Below are 17,822 nucleotides of genomic sequence, written 5' to 3'. Positions count from 1 at the left end.
ATAGGTTCCAGAATATCCCCACCCGAGCCTTTCATGCCATGGCGAAGCCCAGCGGCGCATAAAAAAAGCGCAGGAGAACCTGCGCCAGAAGAGAGAGTAATGCGTTATTAAAGCGGCGTGGTTTGCGCTTCAACTACCGCTAACGCCACCATATTCACGATACGGCGTACAGAGGCGATCGGCGTTAATACATGTACCGGTTTAGACACGCCCATCAGGACTGGGCCGACCGTGACGCCTTCGGAACTGGAGACGCGGAGTAAGTTGTAACTAATGCGGGCGGCTTCCATATTCGGCATCACCAGAATATTGGCGGCTCCCTTCAGCGGGCTATCCGGCATCCGGTCATTACGAATACTTTCCACCAACGCCGCATCACCGTGCATCTCACCGTCAATCATCAGATCGGGCGCTCGTTCGCGTACCCGCTCAAGGGTTTCGCGCATTTTGCTGGCGGACAGCGAATTTGAGGAACCAAAGTTAGAGTGCGACAACAGCGCGACTTTCGGCTCAATACCAAAGCGGCGAACGGTTTCCGCCGCCATTACGGCGATCTCCGCCAACTGTTCCGGCGTGGGATCTTCGTTAACATAAGTATCGGCAATAAAAGTGTTGCCGCTTGGCAGCAGTAAGGCGTTCATCGCCCCTGCCGTATGCACGCCGTCACGGTAGCCAAAGACGGCTTTCACTACGCTGAAATGCTCATGGTAGTCGCCGATAGTGCCGCAGATCATCGCATCCGCTTCCCCACGCTGCACCATGATCGCGCCAATGGCCGTATGGTTGCCGATCATCGCACGCTGCGCCTGTTCCTGAGTTACCCCGCGACGCTTCATGATCTGGTAATACTCGCTCCAGTACTCTTTGAAGCGCGGATCGGATTCATTATTCACGATCTCGAAATCAACGCCCGCTTTGATCTGTAGCCCCAGTTTCTGGATACGCATTTCGATCACGCTCGGACGTCCGATCAGGATGGGTTTCGCCAGCCCCAGGGTGATCAACTCCTGGGTTGCGTGCAGCACGCGCGCCTCTTCCCCTTCCGGCAGCACTACACGCTTCGGATCTTTGCGTGCCTGCGAGAAGATCGGCTTCATGAACAGGTTGGTTTTGTAGACAAACTCGGTCAGTTTATCGATATAGGCATCAAAGTCAGCAATCGGGCGCGTCGCCACGCCGGAATCCATTGCCGCTTTCGCGACCGCCGGAGCGATTTTGACAATCAGACGCGGGTCAAACGGTTTCGGAATAATGTATTCCGGCCCAAAGCTCAGGTCCTGATCGCCATAGGCCGAGGCCACCACTTCGCTCTGTTCGGCGTGCGCCAGCTCAGCAATCGCACGGACCGCCGCCAGTTTCATCTCTTCGTTGATCGCCGTCGCGCCGACGTCCAGTGCGCCGCGGAAGATAAACGGGAAGCACAATACGTTGTTCACCTGGTTCGGATAGTCGGAACGACCGGTACAGATGATGGCGTCCGGACGCACTTCTTTCGCCAGCGGCGGCAGGATTTCCGGTTCCGGGTTAGCCAGCGCCAGAATCATTGGCGCGCGGGCCATTTTCTTCACCATCTCCTGAGTCAGCACTTTCGGGCCTGAACAGCCGAGGAAAATATCCGCGCCGTCAATGACCTCATCCAGCGTGCGCTTGCCGCTGTCGTCTACCGCATAGGCCGCTTTGGTCTCCGCCATATTCGGCTCACGGCCTTTGTAAATAACGCCTTTTGAGTCGCACACCACGATGTTGTGCTTTTGCATCCCCAACGCGACCAGCAGGTTCATACAAGCGATTGCCGCCGCCCCTGCGCCGGAGACGACCATCCGCACGTCGGAAATATTTTTCTCTACGACTCGCAGGCCATTAAGAATGGCGGCCGTACTGATGATCGCCGTTCCGTGCTGATCGTCATGGAAAACCGGGATGTTCATGCGCTCGCGCAGTTTCTGTTCAATATAGAAACATTCCGGCGCTTTAATGTCTTCGAGGTTAATGCCGCCAAAGGTCGGCTCCAGCGCTGCGACCACATTGATAAATTTGTCCGGGTCAAGCTCATCGACTTCAATGTCAAACACATCGATGCCGGCGAATTTTTTAAACAGAACGCCTTTGCCTTCCATGACCGGCTTGCCGGCCAGCGCGCCAATGTTGCCTAACCCCAGCACCGCTGTACCGTTGGAAATGACCGCGACAAGGTTGCCGCGCGCGGTGTATTTGTAGGCTGCCAGCGGATCTTTTTCGATTTCCAGGCAGGGCGCCGCCACGCCTGGCGAGTAAGCCAACGCCAGATCGCGTTGGGTGGCAAGGGGCTTAGTCGGAGAAACCTGAATTTTACCGGGTACCGGAAATTCGTGGAAATCAAGGGCGCTTTGTTTTAACTGCTCATCCATCTTGTTGTTCCTTTCACGTATCGTTCAAAAAGTGACGCGGCCTGGTGCGCCGCACATTATCACCGTACTGCGCAACACAAACTTTGAAGGTCTGCAAACTATCACGACGCGGCGCAAGAGTTTGTTATCAACTTATAACGGCCATGTTACCTGCTTATACCAGCAATACCATGCCTGTCTGCTATGCTTTTTGGTTATGTAGTGTATCAATCTTTCAGAAGTGTGAATCAACACACTCATCTAACACTTTACTTTTCAAGGAGTATTTCCTATGAACCAGCTAGACGGCATCAAACAATTCACTACCGTCGTCGCCGACAGCGGCGACATCGAGTCCATCCGCCACTACCAGCCGCAGGATGCCACGACAAATCCCTCTTTACTGTTGAAAGCCGCCGGGCTTGAGCAGTATGGTCATTTGATTGAGGATGCGATTGCCTGGGGAAAAAAACACGGCGGTACGCAGGAACAGCAGGTTGCAGCAGCCAGCGATAAACTGGCGGTCAATTTTGGCGCGGAAATACTGAAAAGTATTCCCGGTCGCGTCTCCACTGAAGTCGACGCGCGGTTATCATTCGATAAAGAAAAAAGTATCGAGAAAGCGCGCCATCTGGTGGATCTCTACCAGCAGCAGGGTATTGATAAATCGCGCATTCTGATCAAGCTCGCCGCAACCTGGGAAGGTATCCGCGCCGCCGGGCAGCTCGAAAAAGAGGGCATTAATTGCAACCTGACGTTGTTGTTCTCTTTTGCCCAGGCGCGCGCCTGCGCCGAAGCGGGCGTCTATTTGATCTCTCCGTTCGTGGGCCGAATTTACGACTGGTATCAGGCGCGTAGTCCGCTGGAGCCGTATGTCGTGGAGGAAGATCCCGGCGTGAAATCGGTACGCAATATCTACGATTACTTTAAACAGCATCGCTATGAAACCATCGTGATGGGGGCAAGTTTCCGCCGTACTGAGCAAATCCTCGCGCTAACCGGCTGCGATCGACTGACTATCTCCCCTAACCTGCTTAAAGAGCTGAAAGAAAAAGAAGAACCGGTGATCCGTAAACTGGTGCCTTCCTCGCAGATGTTCCACCGTCCTACGCCAATGACGGAAGCGGAGTTCCGCTGGGAACATAATCAGGACGCGATGGCCGTAGAGAAGCTGTCGGAAGGTATCCGTCTTTTTGCCGTTGACCAGCGCAAACTGGAAGACCTGCTTGCCGCCAAACTATAAACCTTGCATGGAGTGATTTATGTCCCGTAAAGACCTTGCCAATGCGATTCGTGCGCTGAGCATGGATGCCGTTCAAAAAGCCAATTCCGGGCACCCCGGCGCGCCGATGGGGATGGCGGATATCGCTGAAGTGCTATGGAACGATTTTCTTAAACATAACCCCACCGATCCAACTTGGTATGACCGTGACCGTTTTATCCTTTCCAACGGTCACGCCTCCATGCTGCTCTATAGTCTGCTGCATTTAACCGGTTATGACCTGCCGCTGGAGGAGTTAAAAAACTTCCGTCAACTGCACTCTAAAACGCCCGGTCACCCGGAGATTGGCTATACGCCCGGCGTTGAAACCACCACCGGGCCGCTGGGCCAGGGGCTGGCGAATGCCGTCGGGCTGGCGATTGCCGAGCGTACGTTAGGCGCACAGTTCAACCGGCCGGACCATGAGATTGTCGACCACTACACCTATGTCTTTATGGGCGACGGCTGTCTGATGGAGGGGATCTCGCATGAGGTGTGTTCGCTGGCTGGTACGCTGGGGCTGGGCAAACTGATCGGCTTTTACGATCACAACGGCATCTCCATTGATGGCGAAACCGAAGGCTGGTTTACCGACGATACCGCCAAACGTTTTGAAGCCTACCACTGGCATGTCGTGCATAACATTGACGGGCACGATCCGGAGGCGGTGAAAAAAGCCATTCTGGAAGCCCAGAGCGTAAAAGACAAACCTTCGCTAATTATCTGTCGGACGGTGATAGGTTTTGGCTCGCCGAATAAAGCCGGGAAGGAGGAGTCGCACGGCGCGGCGCTGGGCGAAGAAGAGGTGGCGTTGACCCGCCAGAAGCTGGGATGGCATCATCCGGCGTTTGAGATCCCAAAAGAAATTTACCGCGCGTGGGATGGCCGTGAAAAAGGTGAGAAAGCGCAGCAGCAGTGGCAGGAAAAGTTTGCTGCTTATGAGAAGGCTTATCCTGAGCTGGCCGCAGAGTTTACCCGCCGGATGAGCGGCGGACTGCCGGAGACATGGGAATCCGCCACGCAAAAATTTATTAACGACTTGCAGGCTAATCCGGCCAAAATCGCCACCCGTAAAGCATCGCAAAATACGCTCAATGCCTACGGTCCCCTGTTGCCGGAACTGTTGGGCGGATCGGCGGATCTGGCGCCGAGCAACCTGACTATCTGGAAAGGTTCGACCTCGTTGAAAGAGGATCCGGCAGGTAATTACATCCACTATGGCGTGCGCGAATTCGGCATGACCGCCATTGCCAACGGCATCGCCCACCACGGCGGCTTTGTACCGTATACCGCCACGTTTCTGATGTTTGTCGAATATGCGCGTAACGCGGCGCGTATGGCGGCCTTAATGAAAGCCCGGCAGATTATGGTCTATACCCACGACTCCATCGGTTTGGGCGAAGATGGCCCGACGCACCAGGCCGTGGAACAACTGGCGGGCCTGCGCTTAACGCCTAACTTCAGCACCTGGCGTCCCTGCGATCAGGTTGAGGCGGCGGTCGGCTGGAAGCTGGCCATTGAACGTCAGCACGGGCCGACGGCGTTGATTCTCTCGCGGCAGAATCTGGCGCAGGTGGAACGCACGCCGGAACAGGTGAAAGCAATTGCTCGCGGCGGTTATATTCTGAAGGATAGCGGCGGCAAGCCGGATATCATTCTGATCGCTACCGGATCGGAAATGGAAATTACCCTCCAGGCGGCGGAAAAATTGACTGGCGAGGGGCATAACGTTCGCGTGGTGTCGTTGCCTTCAACGGATATTTTCGATGCGCAGGACGAGGCATATCGCGAATCAGTGCTACCGGCGCACGTGACCGCCCGCGTCGCGGTGGAAGCCGGTATAGCCGACTACTGGTATAAATATGTTGGCCTAAAAGGCGCAATTATCGGCATGACGGGATACGGTGAATCCGCCCCGGCTGACAAACTGTTCCCGTATTTTGGCTTTACCGTGGAAAATATTGTAGAAAAAGCCCGCCGGGTGCTGAACATCAAAGGCTAAGGCGAGCGTTAGCAACACAGACTTTGCGCAGTCTGCAGACCTGTTCTGTAGGCTGTGCAAAATTACTTCGTAGACTCAGGCGCATCTGACTGCCCGATGACGACCTCATCAATGGATTTATGGCACATCAGGCAAAAGGCCTTTTTTTTATGCGCCTGCAATGTTGAATCCCACGCCGCTGATCCGCCTTCTTTATTCACTTTTTCTCTTATCGCCGCCAGCCGATCTATTTCATAATAAGCGCTCAGGCAGCCACAATGGGGGCATAATACGGGGCCATTATTTATTTTCATACTATTTCCTGCTGTGGTGAGGCTATCGGGTAAAATAACAATCCTACCGTAACGTAGCAATCTCTATACCATAAATGAAACCTCAATAGGTGTATCCCTATTCTGAAAAGGGGGATAACAACCAGGATTCAACGCGTGATCCACAGCGTAGGCCAGGCATCCGGCCCGTGCCAGCTATCGCAGCTCGGTTCTTCGGCATAACGTACCAGACGAAAACGATCGCCATCATAACGCCAGCGCGTCTGGATACCACAGTCGGTTAACCCCCGCCCTTTCGCCAACGTCACCAGCTCGCGCGTTTTCTCGTCAAAGAAGGCGTTCATCAACTCCATGTCATTACTTTCGACGCCGCGATTAAACGGCAGCCGCAAACGTACGGCGCGCGAGGCGAGCGTTTTTTTGCGTGAAACTACCCAGGCGAGATCAATAGTGTTATAGGCGCCGGCTTCGCAGTTAACAATCAATAACGCTTTATCATCCGTCAACGCGCTGACCTGCGTCTCACGACGCAGCGGGTCAAGCGAACAACGAATGCCGTTTACCCGCCATGCTGCGTAGTCCAGCAGATCGTCGCGTTCTTCCTCACTCAGCGGTACGGGCGTTGGATTAATCACGGCGATCCCCTTTAATGCCGGTGCCGGGGGCACGCTGAGCGGCGGTTCGTTTCCTTTTTCAATCCAGGCGGTTTCGCTGCCCACACGTTTTTGTTGCGCGTCGATAAACAGTAATGCCGCTTTTAATCCCGCCAGCGAAAGCGTCTGAACGCCGTTTTTTAAGGTGATAGCTTGCGCATCCTGAATCGTCTGTAAAAATGCGGTGATGGTGGCAGGATCGCCGGTCATGAGATGCCAGGGCGACACGCGCCAGTGTGGACTGTTGAACGAAAGCGGTTTGCCATCCAGCAATAAGCGAGGCGCAATTGCGGCTTCTTTGGCGTCGGGCGGCGCCAAACCGCCGCGGTCGATACGCAGTACCGCATCGGTACGCGCCCCGGCGCTGCGGCTTAATGTCATCACCAGCCCATGATGTTCGCCAGTATTGCGCGCTACGCAAAAATTTTGGTTATTGCAGGTGACCTGCCAGTCGGAAAAAGTCCGTTGCGCAGGCGCAGCCCACAGTAGCTGGACCGGCAACAGGCCAAACAGACAAAAAAGAATAACGCGGTAGCGCATGAACGGAACAACCCCAGATTCAGAACAACACAGCTAAGGCGGTATCTTCCTTGCGCGCCTCAGGGTTCTCAATCAGATTTATCGGATTGGTCTTTTTTGTGTAAAGAAATATATTTCTTTTTTTTCAGTCCATTAGATGAGACGTCTGTAAATAGTTAAGCAATAACACGGTCTTACCGTCCCGAATCTCACCTGAGCGCACCATTTCCAGCGCCCGGGAAAACGGCAGTTCAAGCACCTCAATCTCTTCGTCCTCCACGCCGCCGCCGATGCTGGCACGCTCGCTATCATGATATTCGGCAATGAAGAAATGAATCAGCTCCGTGACGCCGCCTGGCGACATATAAAGCTCAAATATCTTGCGTACCTCACCAACGTCATACCCTGTCTCTTCAATGGCCTCTTTACGGATACAGACCTCCGGCTCGTCGTTATCAAGCAGGCCAGCGCAGGTTTCAATTAACATACCGTCTTGATTACCGTTGACCCATGTCGCCACGCGAAACTGACGAACCAGAAGCACGGTTTTTTTAGTTGAGTTGTAAAGCAGAATGGTTGCGCCATTCCCGCGATCGTAAACTTCACGCTTGTGACGGATAACCTCGCCATTACGACGGGTCAGGTCATAGGTAATGTTGCGCAGAGTGAAATAATTATCAGAAAGAATTTTATCCTTAATAAGCGTAATGGTTTGCGACATGCTGGCTCCAGGGTGTAAAAAGAGCATTAATATTACGCCGTGAGGCCGGTTTTGTCTGCTGAAGGGTTAATCCTTAATGCCAACTGAACGGACGTACAGCCATATTTTTCTGTCACTGCCATGACCATATTCTGCTTCTCCGGGCCGCAGAGTCCATGCTCGCGATATGATTTGACGGCCGGAGTGAGACTGAGGGAATCATCATGAAATTTACTCTCGTTGCGACGGTTCTACTGACGTTTTCCCTTTCAGCTTTTGCCGTTGAGTATCCGGTATTGACCACCGCGAGCCCTGATCAGGTGGGATTTGATAGCCAAAAACTTCACCGACTTGATGGCTGGATTCAAAATCAAATTGATGCCGGATATCCCAGTATTAATCTTCTGGTGATAAAAGATAATCATATTGTTCTACAAAAAGCCTGGGGCTATGCCAAAAAATATGACGGTTCCACGCTGTTAGCCCATCCCATTCGGGCGACCACTAACACGATGTATGACCTGGCTTCAAACACAAAAATGTATGCCACTAACTTTGCATTGCAAAAACTGGTGTATGAAGGGAAAATAGATGTCAATGATTTGGTATCAAAATACATCCCCGGCTTTAAGGATATGCCTGGGGATAAAATAAAAGGCAAAGATAAACTCCGCATTATTGATATTCTTCATCACGTCGCGGGCTTTCCTGCCGACCCACAATATCCCAATAAAAACGTCGCCGGTAAATTATTTTCACAGAGTAAAAGCACTACTCTGGAGATGATTAAAAAGACGCCGCTGGAATATCAACCTGGGTCAAAGCATATCTACAGCGACGTAGATTATATGATTCTTGGTTTTATCGTTGAATCGATAACGGCAATGCCATTAGATCGCTACGTCGAAACCACCATTTATAAACCGCTCGGATTAAAACATACCGTCTTTAACCCGCTGATGAAAGGCTTCACGCCGCCGCAAATCGCCGCAACGGAACTACACGGCAATACGCGTGACGGCGTGATTCATTTCCCCAATATTCGCACCAATACACTATGGGGCCAGGTGCATGATGAAAAAGCCTGGTACTCAATGGGCGGCGTTTCAGGACACGCCGGACTGTTTTCTGACACCCATGATATGGCTGTGTTAATGCAAGTCATGCTCAATGGGGGCGGCTACGGTAACGTGAAGCTATTCGACGACAAAACGGTTGCGCAGTTTACTCGCCGCTCGCCAGAAGACGCTACCTTTGGTCTGGGGTGGCGCGTTAACGGCAACGCCTCAATGACCCCCACGTTCGGGGTATTAGCCAGTCCGCAAACGTATGGACATACCGGATGGACCGGAACGCTGACGTCTATCGATCCGGTTAATCATATGGCGATTGTGATTTTAGGTAACAGGCCGCACTCGCCGGTAGCAAATCCTAAAGTAAATCCGAATGTTTTTGTCAGTGGATTATTACCTGCGGCGACGTATGGCTGGATTGTTGACCGGATATATGGTTCCTTAAAATAAAAATTAAGAGCCTATCCCACCAGGCGTTATTGACGCAGCCAGTTTGAACACAGACAACGCGCAAAAACCGGAGCGTACACGTAGTACGTGAGGTTTGACTCGCTACGCTCGCCCTTCGGGCCGCCGCTAGCGGCGTTCAAAACGCTAACGCGTTTTGGCGAGCACTGCCCAGGACCAAAATGGCAAGTAAAATAGCCGTAATGGGATAGGCTCTAAGAAGGGATTCTGATAGCGTCCCTTCCTTCAATTTACACTCTATTTTCAATACTAAGATTGGCCTCATCAGGCCTGTTAAACGTCGACCCGACGGGAAAATGTTTATCGCAGGGCGTCCAGCCCTGCGAGCGTCAACATTTCTGCAAACGGAGTAAGGTTAGCCAATAAGTTTAAGATTTTTTATCACTCAATCATTTAACCGTTCCAGGCCTTAACCGGCCTACAAATACGCTTATTTAGCTAACCAGTCGAGTATCCCCTGCGCGGCATGTCGGCCTTCTGCCATCGCCGTCACCACCAGATCGGCGCCGCGCACCGCATCGCCGCCGGCGAAAATTTTCGGGTTGGACGTCTGGTAACGAAACTCGCTCTCGACGCTGGCGGCAATACGTCCCCAGTTATCCACCTTCACGCCATGCGATTCCAGCCACGACATACCATGCGGATGAAAACCAAACGCCATAATGACCGCATCCGCCGGCATCACGAACTCGCTGTCCGGTACAGGTACCGGGCGGCGTCGCCCCTGACCATCCGGTTCGCCAAGCCGCGTACGCAAAAAGCGAATACCGCTGGCGCGCCCGTGCGTATCCAGCACCAACTCAACCGGCTGAACGTTAAATTCAAAGTTCGCGCCCTCTTCACGCGCGTTTTTCACCTCTTTTTTCGACCCCGGCATATTGGCCTCATCGCGGCGATAAGCGCAGGTGACGTTGGCTGCGCCATGACGCAGCGCCGTACGTACGCAGTCCATTGCGGTGTCACCGCCGCCCAGCACAACCACGTTAAGACCCGCAGTATCAATAAACGGCTCGTCAGGCAACGCCGGAAGCCCCATCACCTGTTTGGTATTGGCGATGAGGAATGGCAACGCATCATATACCCCCGGCGCGTCTTCATTCGGTAAATCAGCCTTCATGGAACGATAGGTTCCTACCCCGACAAAGACGGCGTCATAACTCTCCAGCAGCGTCTCCAGAGAAATATCTTTCCCTACTTCGCAGTTAAGCTCGAAACGAATCCCCATCGCGCTGAAGATCTCCCGACGGCGCGCCAGCAGAGATTTATCCAGTTTGAAAGCCGGAATACCAAAGGTGAGTAAACCGCCGATTTCCGGATGGCGATCGTAGACGGTGGCGCTTACGCCATGGCGCGCCAGCACGTCAGCGCAGGCAAGACCTGCCGGCCCCGCGCCGATAATCGCCACGCGCTTATCGCTCTTCTGTACGTCCGACAGGTCGGGACGCCAGCCTTTGCTCAGAGCGCGATCGGAGATATAGCGCTCAATGTTGCCGATGGTAACCGCGCCATACTCATCGCGGAGTGTACACGCGCCTTCGCATAGCCGGTCCTGCGGACAGACGCGCCCGGTAATTTCCGGCAGGCAGTTGGTCTGGTGGGAAAGCTCTACCGCCGCATCAATATCGCCGGCTTTCACCAGTTCGATCCACTGGGGAATATGGTTATGCAGAGGACAGGTCCATTCGCAGATACTGTGTTCCCCGCATGTGAGGCAGCGGGACGCTTCACGCTCGGCCTGCGCGGCGCGAAACGGCAGATAAATTTCCTCAAAGGTGGTTTTACGCGCTTCAATCGCCAGTTTATCCGGTTCGCCGCGCGGCGGCGTCGCCTGCATACGCTCGACTTTGCTGCTTGCTGTCCCACTGTGTTGTGTATCCACGGTATGCCAGGGGCGAATCTCCTGCCGGGCGGTACGCAGCCGTCGCGTTTTAGCCAGACGGGTCAACGAGTCTTCGGTGACCAATTGCAGCGCATCCGCCGGGCAATTTTCCACGCAGGCCGGACCCTGTTCACGTCCCTGACACAGATCGCATTTATGCGCGCTGGCTTTGAACTGGTTTGGCGCGACGGGCGTCAATACCATCTGCATGGTGCCGAATGGGCAGGCGACGACGCAGGATTTACAGCCGATGCACTTCTGCGCATTGACCTGCACGCTGTTGTTAATATGCGCGATCGCGCCGTTCGGACAGCTACGGGCGCAGGGCGCATCTTCGCAATGGTGACATGTGACCGCGCTGCGCTGGTGCTGATGTTTGATGACAGTAATTCGGGGCTGATAGCGCTGTGACGTCAGGACATGTCGCTCATCATTGTGAGCCATTACGCAGGCGACCTCGCAGGCATGGCAGCCCAGACACTGCTGGCTATTGGCCATAATAAAACGATTCATGGCATCCTTCTGTTTTGGTTGTAAAAACCTTATTCTTTATATGAGCATTGTTATTAACTGACGAAGGCGGGGTCGGCAATGTTCATCTGCCCAGGAAGCACAACTATCTGTCCAGAACCTGTGGCAGATCAATTTATTTCAAAGCAAATGCAATTGCGATTCAGCTAAATGCGGGGAGTGCCAGCGTGACGGTTAAACGCCCGGTCTCAGCCAGTCTGGCTAAGGCTTTTTTCTATATTGTGCTGTTGTCTATTCTGTCCACCGGCAGCGCATTACTGACGCTGACCAGCAGTTTACGGGATGCCGAAGCGATCAATATCGCCGGTTCGCTACGAATGCAGAGCTATCGGCTGGGTTACGATCTGCAAAGCCGTAGCCCGCAGATTAATGCGCATCGTCAACTTTTCCAGCACGCGCTCAACTCGCCGGTACTGCAAAATCTCAACGCCTGGTATGTGCCGCAGGCGGTGAAAACTCGCTACGCGCGCCTGCACGCCAACTGGCTGGAGATGAATAGCCGCCTACAGGACGGCGACATTGCCTGGTATCAGATCAATATCAACAATTACGTCGATCAAATTGATCTCTTCGTTCTGGCGTTACAGCATTACGCCGAGCGTAAAGTCATGCTGGTCGTCGCCATATCGCTGGCGGGCGGTATCGGCATATTTACGCTGGTCTTTTTTACCCTACGGCGTATTCGCCAGCAGGTCGTTCGCCCGCTGAATCAACTGGTCACCGCCAGTCAGCGTATTGAACATGGTCAGTTCGCCCCGCTGCCGCTGGATACCAGCTTACCCAATGAGCTGGGATTATTGGCGAAAACGTTTAGTCAGATGTCGAGCGAGCTGCATAAACTTTACCGTTCGCTGGAAGCCTCGGTGGAAGAAAAAACGCACGATCTGCACGAAGCGCATCGCCGCCTGGAGGTGTTATACCAGTGCTCCCAGGCGCTGAATACCAGCCAAATCGATGTCCACTGTTTTCGCCATATTTTGCAAATTGTCCGTGAACATGACGCCGCCTGGTATCTGGAGTTAACCGTGGGCGATAACTGGCGGATTAGCGAAGGCACGCAAAGCCCCGACCTGCCGATGCAAATGCTGCCAGTGACGATGCAGGACACGGTCTATGGCGAACTCCACTGGCAAAGCCCCAACGTTAATGCCTCTACGCCGCTGCTGAACAGCGTCTCCACGATGCTGGGGCGTGGTTTGTACTTTAATCAGGCGCAAAAACACTTTCAGCAACTTTTGTTAATGGAAGAGCGCGCGACAATTGCCCGTGAGCTACACGATTCGCTGGCGCAGGTACTTTCTTATTTACGTATTCAGTTAACGCTTTTGAAGCGCGCCATTCCAGAAGATAACGCCGGCGCGCAAAGCATCATGGCGGATTTTTCCAGAGCGCTGAACGACGCCTACCGTCAGCTTCGCGAGCTACTCACCACGTTCCGTCTGACGTTACAGCAGGCCGATTTACCCTCCGCATTGCATGAGATGCTGGAAGATTTACAGAGTCAGACCCCAGCCAAACTCACGTTGGATTGCCGTTTACCCACGCTGGCACTGGATGCGCAAATGCAGGTGCATTTGTTGCAAATTGTGCGTGAAGCGGTCCTGAACGCCATTAAACACGCCAACGCGAGCGAAATCGCCGTGAGCTGCGTCACCGCGCCTGACGGCGATCATACTGTTTATATTCGCGATAATGGCATTGGTATCGGCGAACCGCATGAGCCTGCCGGACACTATGGTCTGAATATAATGCGTGAGCGCGCGGAGCGCCTTGGCGGCACGCTGAATTTTTCGCAACCCTCCGGCGGCGGCACACTGGTCAGTATCAGTTTTCGCTCCTCCAGCAAGGAAGAGAGTCAGTTAACGTAAAGAACGGCAAATCGCCGGAAGGCCAGATGTCAGGCTTTCCGGCGTTGGCACAAAAAGTATGCTGTAAAAGCGCATGATAATTTACATTATCTCCTTTATTTCTCCACGTTTGGCTCGTAGCTTGCCGCTACAGTGAAGCAGTTCAAATCTATAACGATATGTAGAAACACGAGGTTCCCCTTTAATGGCGAATTTTTTTATCGATCGCCCCATTTTTGCCTGGGTGCTGGCTATCCTGTTGTGTCTGACAGGGGCGTTAGCCATTTTTTCTTTACCTGTTGAACAATATCCCGATCTGGCGCCGCCCAACGTACGTATTACCGCGAATTATCCGGGAGCGTCGGCGCAAACGCTGGAAAATACCGTAACCCAGGTTATTGAGCAGAATATGACGGGCCTCGATAATCTGATGTACATGTCATCACAAAGCAGCGGAACCGGGCAGGCGACCATCACCCTGAGCTTTATTGCGGGAACCGATCCTGATGAGGCGGTTCAGCAGGTGCAAAACCAGTTACAGTCCGCGATGCGTAAACTGCCGCAGGCAGTACAGGATCAAGGCGTCACGGTACGCAAAACGGGCGATACTAATATTTTGACCATCGCTTTCGTCTCTACCGACGGCTCTATGGACAAGCAGGATATCGCCGACTACGTCGCCAGTAATATTCAGGACCCGCTCAGCCGCGTCAACGGCGTGGGCGATATTGACGCTTATGGTTCACAGTACTCTATGCGTATCTGGCTCGATCCGGCCAAATTGAATAGTTTTCAGATGACCACGAAAGACGTGACCGATGCAATTGAGTCGCAGAATGCGCAAATCGCCGTCGGGCAGCTTGGCGGTACGCCTTCGGTCGACAAGCAGGCGCTGAACGCCACCATTAATGCGCAGTCACTGCTGCAAACGCCGCAACAATTTCGCGATATCACCCTGCGCGTTAATCAGGACGGTTCCGAGGTCAAACTGGGCGATGTCGCCACCGTGGAGCTGGGGGCGGAAAAGTATGACTACCTCAGCCGTTTTAACGGCAATCCGGCTTCCGGTCTTGGGGTTAAGCTGGCTTCCGGCGCGAATGAAATGGCGACCGCGAAGCTGGTGCTGGATCGCCTCAACGAGCTGGCGCAGTACTTCCCTCACGGCCTGGAATACAAGATCGCGTATGAAACCACCTCCTTTGTTAAAGCCTCGATTATCGATGTGGTCAAAACGTTGCTGGAGGCTATCGCGCTGGTTTTCCTGGTGATGTACCTGTTCCTGCAAAACTTTCGCGCCACGCTGATTCCGACGATCGCCGTGCCGGTGGTATTAATGGGCACCTTCTCCGTGCTTTACGCGTTTGGCTACAGTATTAACACATTAACCATGTTCGCGATGGTGCTGGCGATCGGGCTCCTGGTCGACGATGCCATCGTGGTGGTGGAAAACGTCGAACGTATCATGAGCGAAGAAGGGCTCACGCCGCGTGAAGCGACGCGCAAATCCATGGGGCAGATCCAGGGGGCGCTGGTCGGTATTGCGATGGTGCTGTCTGCGGTATTCGTGCCGATGGCGTTCTTTGGCGGTACCACCGGGGCGATTTATCGTCAGTTTTCTATTACCATTGTCTCGGCAATGGTGCTGTCGGTGCTGGTCGCCATGATCCTGACGCCGGCGCTGTGCGCAACGTTATTAAAACCGTTGAACAAAGGCGAACAACACGGGCAACGCGGATTTTTCGGCTGGTTTAACCGTACCTTCAATCGTAATGCCGAACGTTATGAGAAAGGCGTAGCGAAAATTTTGCATCGCAGCCTGCGCTGGATTCTGATTTATGTTCTGTTGCTTGGCGGCATGGTGTTCCTGTTTTTGCGTCTCCCCACCTCCTTTCTACCGCAAGAAGATCGGGGCATGTTCACTACGTCTATCCAGCTACCGAGCGGTTCTACGCAACAGCAGACCCTGAAAGTCGTTGAAAAGGTTGAAAACTATTACTTCACCCATGAGAAAGACAACATTATGTCGGTCTTCTCGACGGTAGGTTCCGGCCCTGGCGGGAATGGGCAAAACGTCGCGCGCATGTTTGTTCGCTTGAAAGACTGGGACGCGCGCGATCCCACCACCGGCTCCTCGTTCGCCATTATTGAGCGGGCGACAAAAGCGTTTAACCAGATTAAAGAAGCTCGCGTCTTCGCCAGCAGCCCGCCGGCAATTAGCGGTCTGGGCAGCTCCGCCGGTTTTGATATGGAATTACAGGATCACGCCGGAGCAGGCCATGACGCGCTGATGGCCGCACGAGATCAACTCATTGAGCTGGCCGGGAAAAACAGTTCCTTGACCCGCGTGCGTCACAACGGCCTGGACGACAGCCCGCAACTGCAAATTGATATTGACCAACGAAAAGCGCAGGCGCTGGGCGTATCAATTGACGATATCAACGACACCCTGCAAACAGCCTGGGGATCGAGCTACGTCAACGACTTTATGGACCGGGGCCGCGTGAAGAAGGTCTATGTTCAGGCCGCAGCGAAATATCGTATGTTGCCGGATGATATTAATCTTTGGTATGTCCGTAACAAAGACGGCGGCATGGTCCCCTTCTCCGCCTTCGCCACCTCGCGCTGGGAAACCGGATCGCCGCGTCTGGAACGCTATAACGGCTATTCGGCGGTAGAAATTGTCGGAGAGGCCGCGCCGGGGGTCAGTACCGGGACGGCGATGGATGTCATGGAGTCGTTGGTACATCAGCTACCGGGCGGTTTTGGCCTGGAATGGACAGCCATGTCTTACCAGGAACGGCTCTCCGGCGCGCAGGCGCCTGCGCTGTACGCTATTTCGCTATTAGTCGTCTTCCTGTGTCTGGCGGCATTGTATGAAAGCTGGTCGGTGCCCTTCTCGGTGATGCTGGTTGTGCCGCTCGGGGTCATCGGCGCGTTACTCGCCACCTGGATGCGCGGGCTGGAAAACGATGTTTACTTCCAGGTGGGGCTGTTGACCGTTATCGGCCTCTCGGCGAAAAACGCGATTCTGATTGTGGAATTCGCCAACGAAATGAATCAGAAGGGACACGCGCTGTTAGACGCCACGCTGTACGCCAGCCGCCAGCGCCTGCGACCGATACTGATGACTTCGCTGGCGTTTATCTTTGGCGTATTGCCGATGGCCACCAGCACCGGGGCAGGCTCGGGTAGCCAACATGCTGTCGGAACCGGCGTGATGGGGGGAATGATCTCAGCAACCATTCTGGCTATCTTCTTTGTCCCCCTGTTTTTCGTGCTGATACGTCGCCGCTTCCCGCTGAAGCCGCGCCCGGAATAAGCTCCTGGCCAGCCTGATACGAGGTGTCGGGCACAAAAAAGGCGACTTTCGTTGAGTCGCCTTTTCTTATCCCCTATGGGAGCGCGGTGCCTTCCAGTCATTTATTTACGAAGCATGACTTCGATAAAATCTTTCCAGTTCCCCAGTTCACGTTCAATCATAATAGCCTCTCTTATTATTATGGGTATTCTACGTAGTTAGCGGTATAGAGAGAAGTTCATTTAACCGATTGTTGCGATATCCTCTGGTTACGCTGTCTATGATATTACTATGGCGCTGTAGCCGTAAATTTTATGTGACTTACTGCAATATTTAGCAACATTAATACCTTTTCTACTACTTTATCAAATCGGGTTAAAAAACAATCAATTGCATGTGCACAAAATAGGATTTGTCCCGCGAATTATAAACAAGCCACATTTGGAACGTTTTGGAATCATTATTCACATTCACTCAACAATGTTATATTGATTGCCGATCAGCGCTGGATAAATAACCATTAACAGCCACACTTATTATCCCGCAGACGATACTATTGATTATTTATTCGAATTTCGCGTTAAAGGATTCAATATGATTACCCTCTATGGCATTAAGAATTGCGACACGATCAAAAAAGCGCGCCGTTGGCTGGAGGAGCATGGCATTGATTATCGTTTTCACGATTACCGTGTGGATGGCATAGACCTCCCTCTTCTTAATACCTTTATTGCCGAACTCGGCTGGCAGCCTTTACTGAATACGCGCGGCACAACATGGCGCAAACTGGATGAAGGCGACCGCAGCGGGATTACCGATGCCGACTCCGCCGCTGCTCTCATGGTTGAACAGCCGGCAATCATCAAACGCCCATTGCTCTGCGCGCCCGGGAAGCCTATGCTGCTTGGTTTCAGTGAATCCCGTTATCAGCAGTTTTTTGATGAGGTGTAGTC

At 53.3% G+C, this 17,822-nt stretch carries 12 protein-coding genes; 6 read left to right on the top strand and 6 right to left on the bottom strand.

Annotated elements, in window-relative coordinates; all coding sequences use genetic code 11:
- Nucleotides 1-107: 107 nt before the first annotated feature.
- Nucleotides 108-2,387: an NADP-dependent oxaloacetate-decarboxylating malate dehydrogenase gene (gene maeB / locus ACLJRH_RS17225; protein WP_000344299.1), complete on the bottom strand. Its 2,280-nt coding sequence runs from the start codon at nucleotides 2,385-2,387 to the stop codon at nucleotides 108-110.
- A 271-nt stretch (nucleotides 2,388-2,658) separates the two neighbouring features.
- Here maeB and tal point away from each other — a divergent pair, with 271 nt between their 5' ends.
- Both tal and tkt read left to right on the top strand, forming a co-directional pair.
- On the top strand, nucleotides 2,659-3,609 hold the full coding sequence (gene tal, locus ACLJRH_RS17220) for a transaldolase (protein ID WP_001072443.1): 951 nt from the start codon (nucleotides 2,659-2,661) through the stop codon (nucleotides 3,607-3,609).
- A 19-nt stretch (nucleotides 3,610-3,628) separates the two neighbouring features.
- Entirely contained in the window at nucleotides 3,629-5,629 is a 2,001-nt protein-coding gene (tkt, locus tag ACLJRH_RS17215; RefSeq protein WP_023136445.1) for a transketolase, read from the top strand.
- A gap of 62 nt (nucleotides 5,630-5,691) precedes the next feature.
- Here the strand turns inward: tkt and ACLJRH_RS17210 are convergent, their stop codons facing one another.
- The 3 genes from ACLJRH_RS17210 to nudK form a co-directional block, all read right to left on the bottom strand.
- Nucleotides 5,692-5,922, bottom strand: a complete 231-nt coding sequence (locus tag ACLJRH_RS17210; protein ID WP_000700635.1) for a hypothetical protein — start codon at nucleotides 5,920-5,922, stop codon at nucleotides 5,692-5,694.
- Nucleotides 5,923-6,050: 128 nt separating this feature from the next.
- Nucleotides 6,051-7,094, bottom strand: a complete 1,044-nt coding sequence (locus ACLJRH_RS17205; RefSeq protein WP_001270669.1) for a DUF1176 domain-containing protein — start codon at nucleotides 7,092-7,094, stop codon at nucleotides 6,051-6,053.
- A 124-nt stretch (nucleotides 7,095-7,218) separates the two neighbouring features.
- Entirely contained in the window at nucleotides 7,219-7,794 is a 576-nt protein-coding gene (gene nudK / locus ACLJRH_RS17200; protein ID WP_000084033.1) for a GDP-mannose pyrophosphatase NudK, read from the bottom strand.
- Nucleotides 7,795-7,997: 203 nt separating this feature from the next.
- On the opposite strand from nudK, the gene pbp4b reads away from it, so the two are divergent.
- On the top strand, nucleotides 7,998-9,296 hold the full coding sequence (gene pbp4b, locus ACLJRH_RS17195) for a penicillin binding protein PBP4B (RefSeq protein ID WP_000673298.1): 1,299 nt from the start codon (nucleotides 7,998-8,000) through the stop codon (nucleotides 9,294-9,296).
- A 448-nt stretch (nucleotides 9,297-9,744) separates the two neighbouring features.
- Here pbp4b and aegA read toward each other — a convergent pair whose 3' ends face one another.
- Nucleotides 9,745-11,706: a formate-dependent uric acid utilization protein AegA gene (aegA, locus tag ACLJRH_RS17190; RefSeq protein ID WP_023223130.1), complete on the bottom strand. Its 1,962-nt coding sequence runs from the start codon at nucleotides 11,704-11,706 to the stop codon at nucleotides 9,745-9,747.
- 185 nt (nucleotides 11,707-11,891) lie between these two features.
- On the opposite strand from aegA, the gene narQ reads away from it, so the two are divergent.
- Entirely contained in the window at nucleotides 11,892-13,592 is a 1,701-nt protein-coding gene (gene narQ, locus ACLJRH_RS17185; RefSeq protein ID WP_023223131.1) for a nitrate/nitrite two-component system sensor histidine kinase NarQ, read from the top strand.
- A 184-nt stretch (nucleotides 13,593-13,776) separates the two neighbouring features.
- Nucleotides 13,777-16,890 (top strand): multidrug efflux RND transporter permease AcrD, encoded by a 3,114-nt coding sequence (gene acrD / locus ACLJRH_RS17180; RefSeq protein ID WP_023136447.1) that lies wholly within the window; start codon nucleotides 13,777-13,779, stop codon nucleotides 16,888-16,890.
- A gap of 101 nt (nucleotides 16,891-16,991) precedes the next feature.
- Here the strand turns inward: acrD and ypfM are convergent, their stop codons facing one another.
- Nucleotides 16,992-17,051 carry a protein YpfM gene (gene ypfM, locus ACLJRH_RS17175; protein ID WP_001386977.1) on the bottom strand — a complete coding sequence of 20 codons (60 nt, stop codon included), beginning with the start codon at nucleotides 17,049-17,051 and terminating at the stop codon, nucleotides 16,992-16,994.
- A gap of 412 nt (nucleotides 17,052-17,463) precedes the next feature.
- Here ypfM and ACLJRH_RS17170 point away from each other — a divergent pair, with 412 nt between their 5' ends.
- Nucleotides 17,464-17,820, top strand: a complete 357-nt coding sequence (locus tag ACLJRH_RS17170) for an ArsC family reductase (RefSeq protein ID WP_000631923.1) — start codon at nucleotides 17,464-17,466, stop codon at nucleotides 17,818-17,820.
- Nucleotides 17,821-17,822 lie beyond the last annotated feature (2 nt).

The organism is Salmonella sp. SAL04162, from assembly GCF_046551535.1.
GTDB classification, from domain to species: Bacteria; Pseudomonadota; Gammaproteobacteria; order Enterobacterales; family Enterobacteriaceae; genus Salmonella; species Salmonella enterica.
The sequence above is the reverse complement of the archived record's forward strand: the minus strand, read 5'-3'. Positions and strand labels throughout refer to the sequence as shown.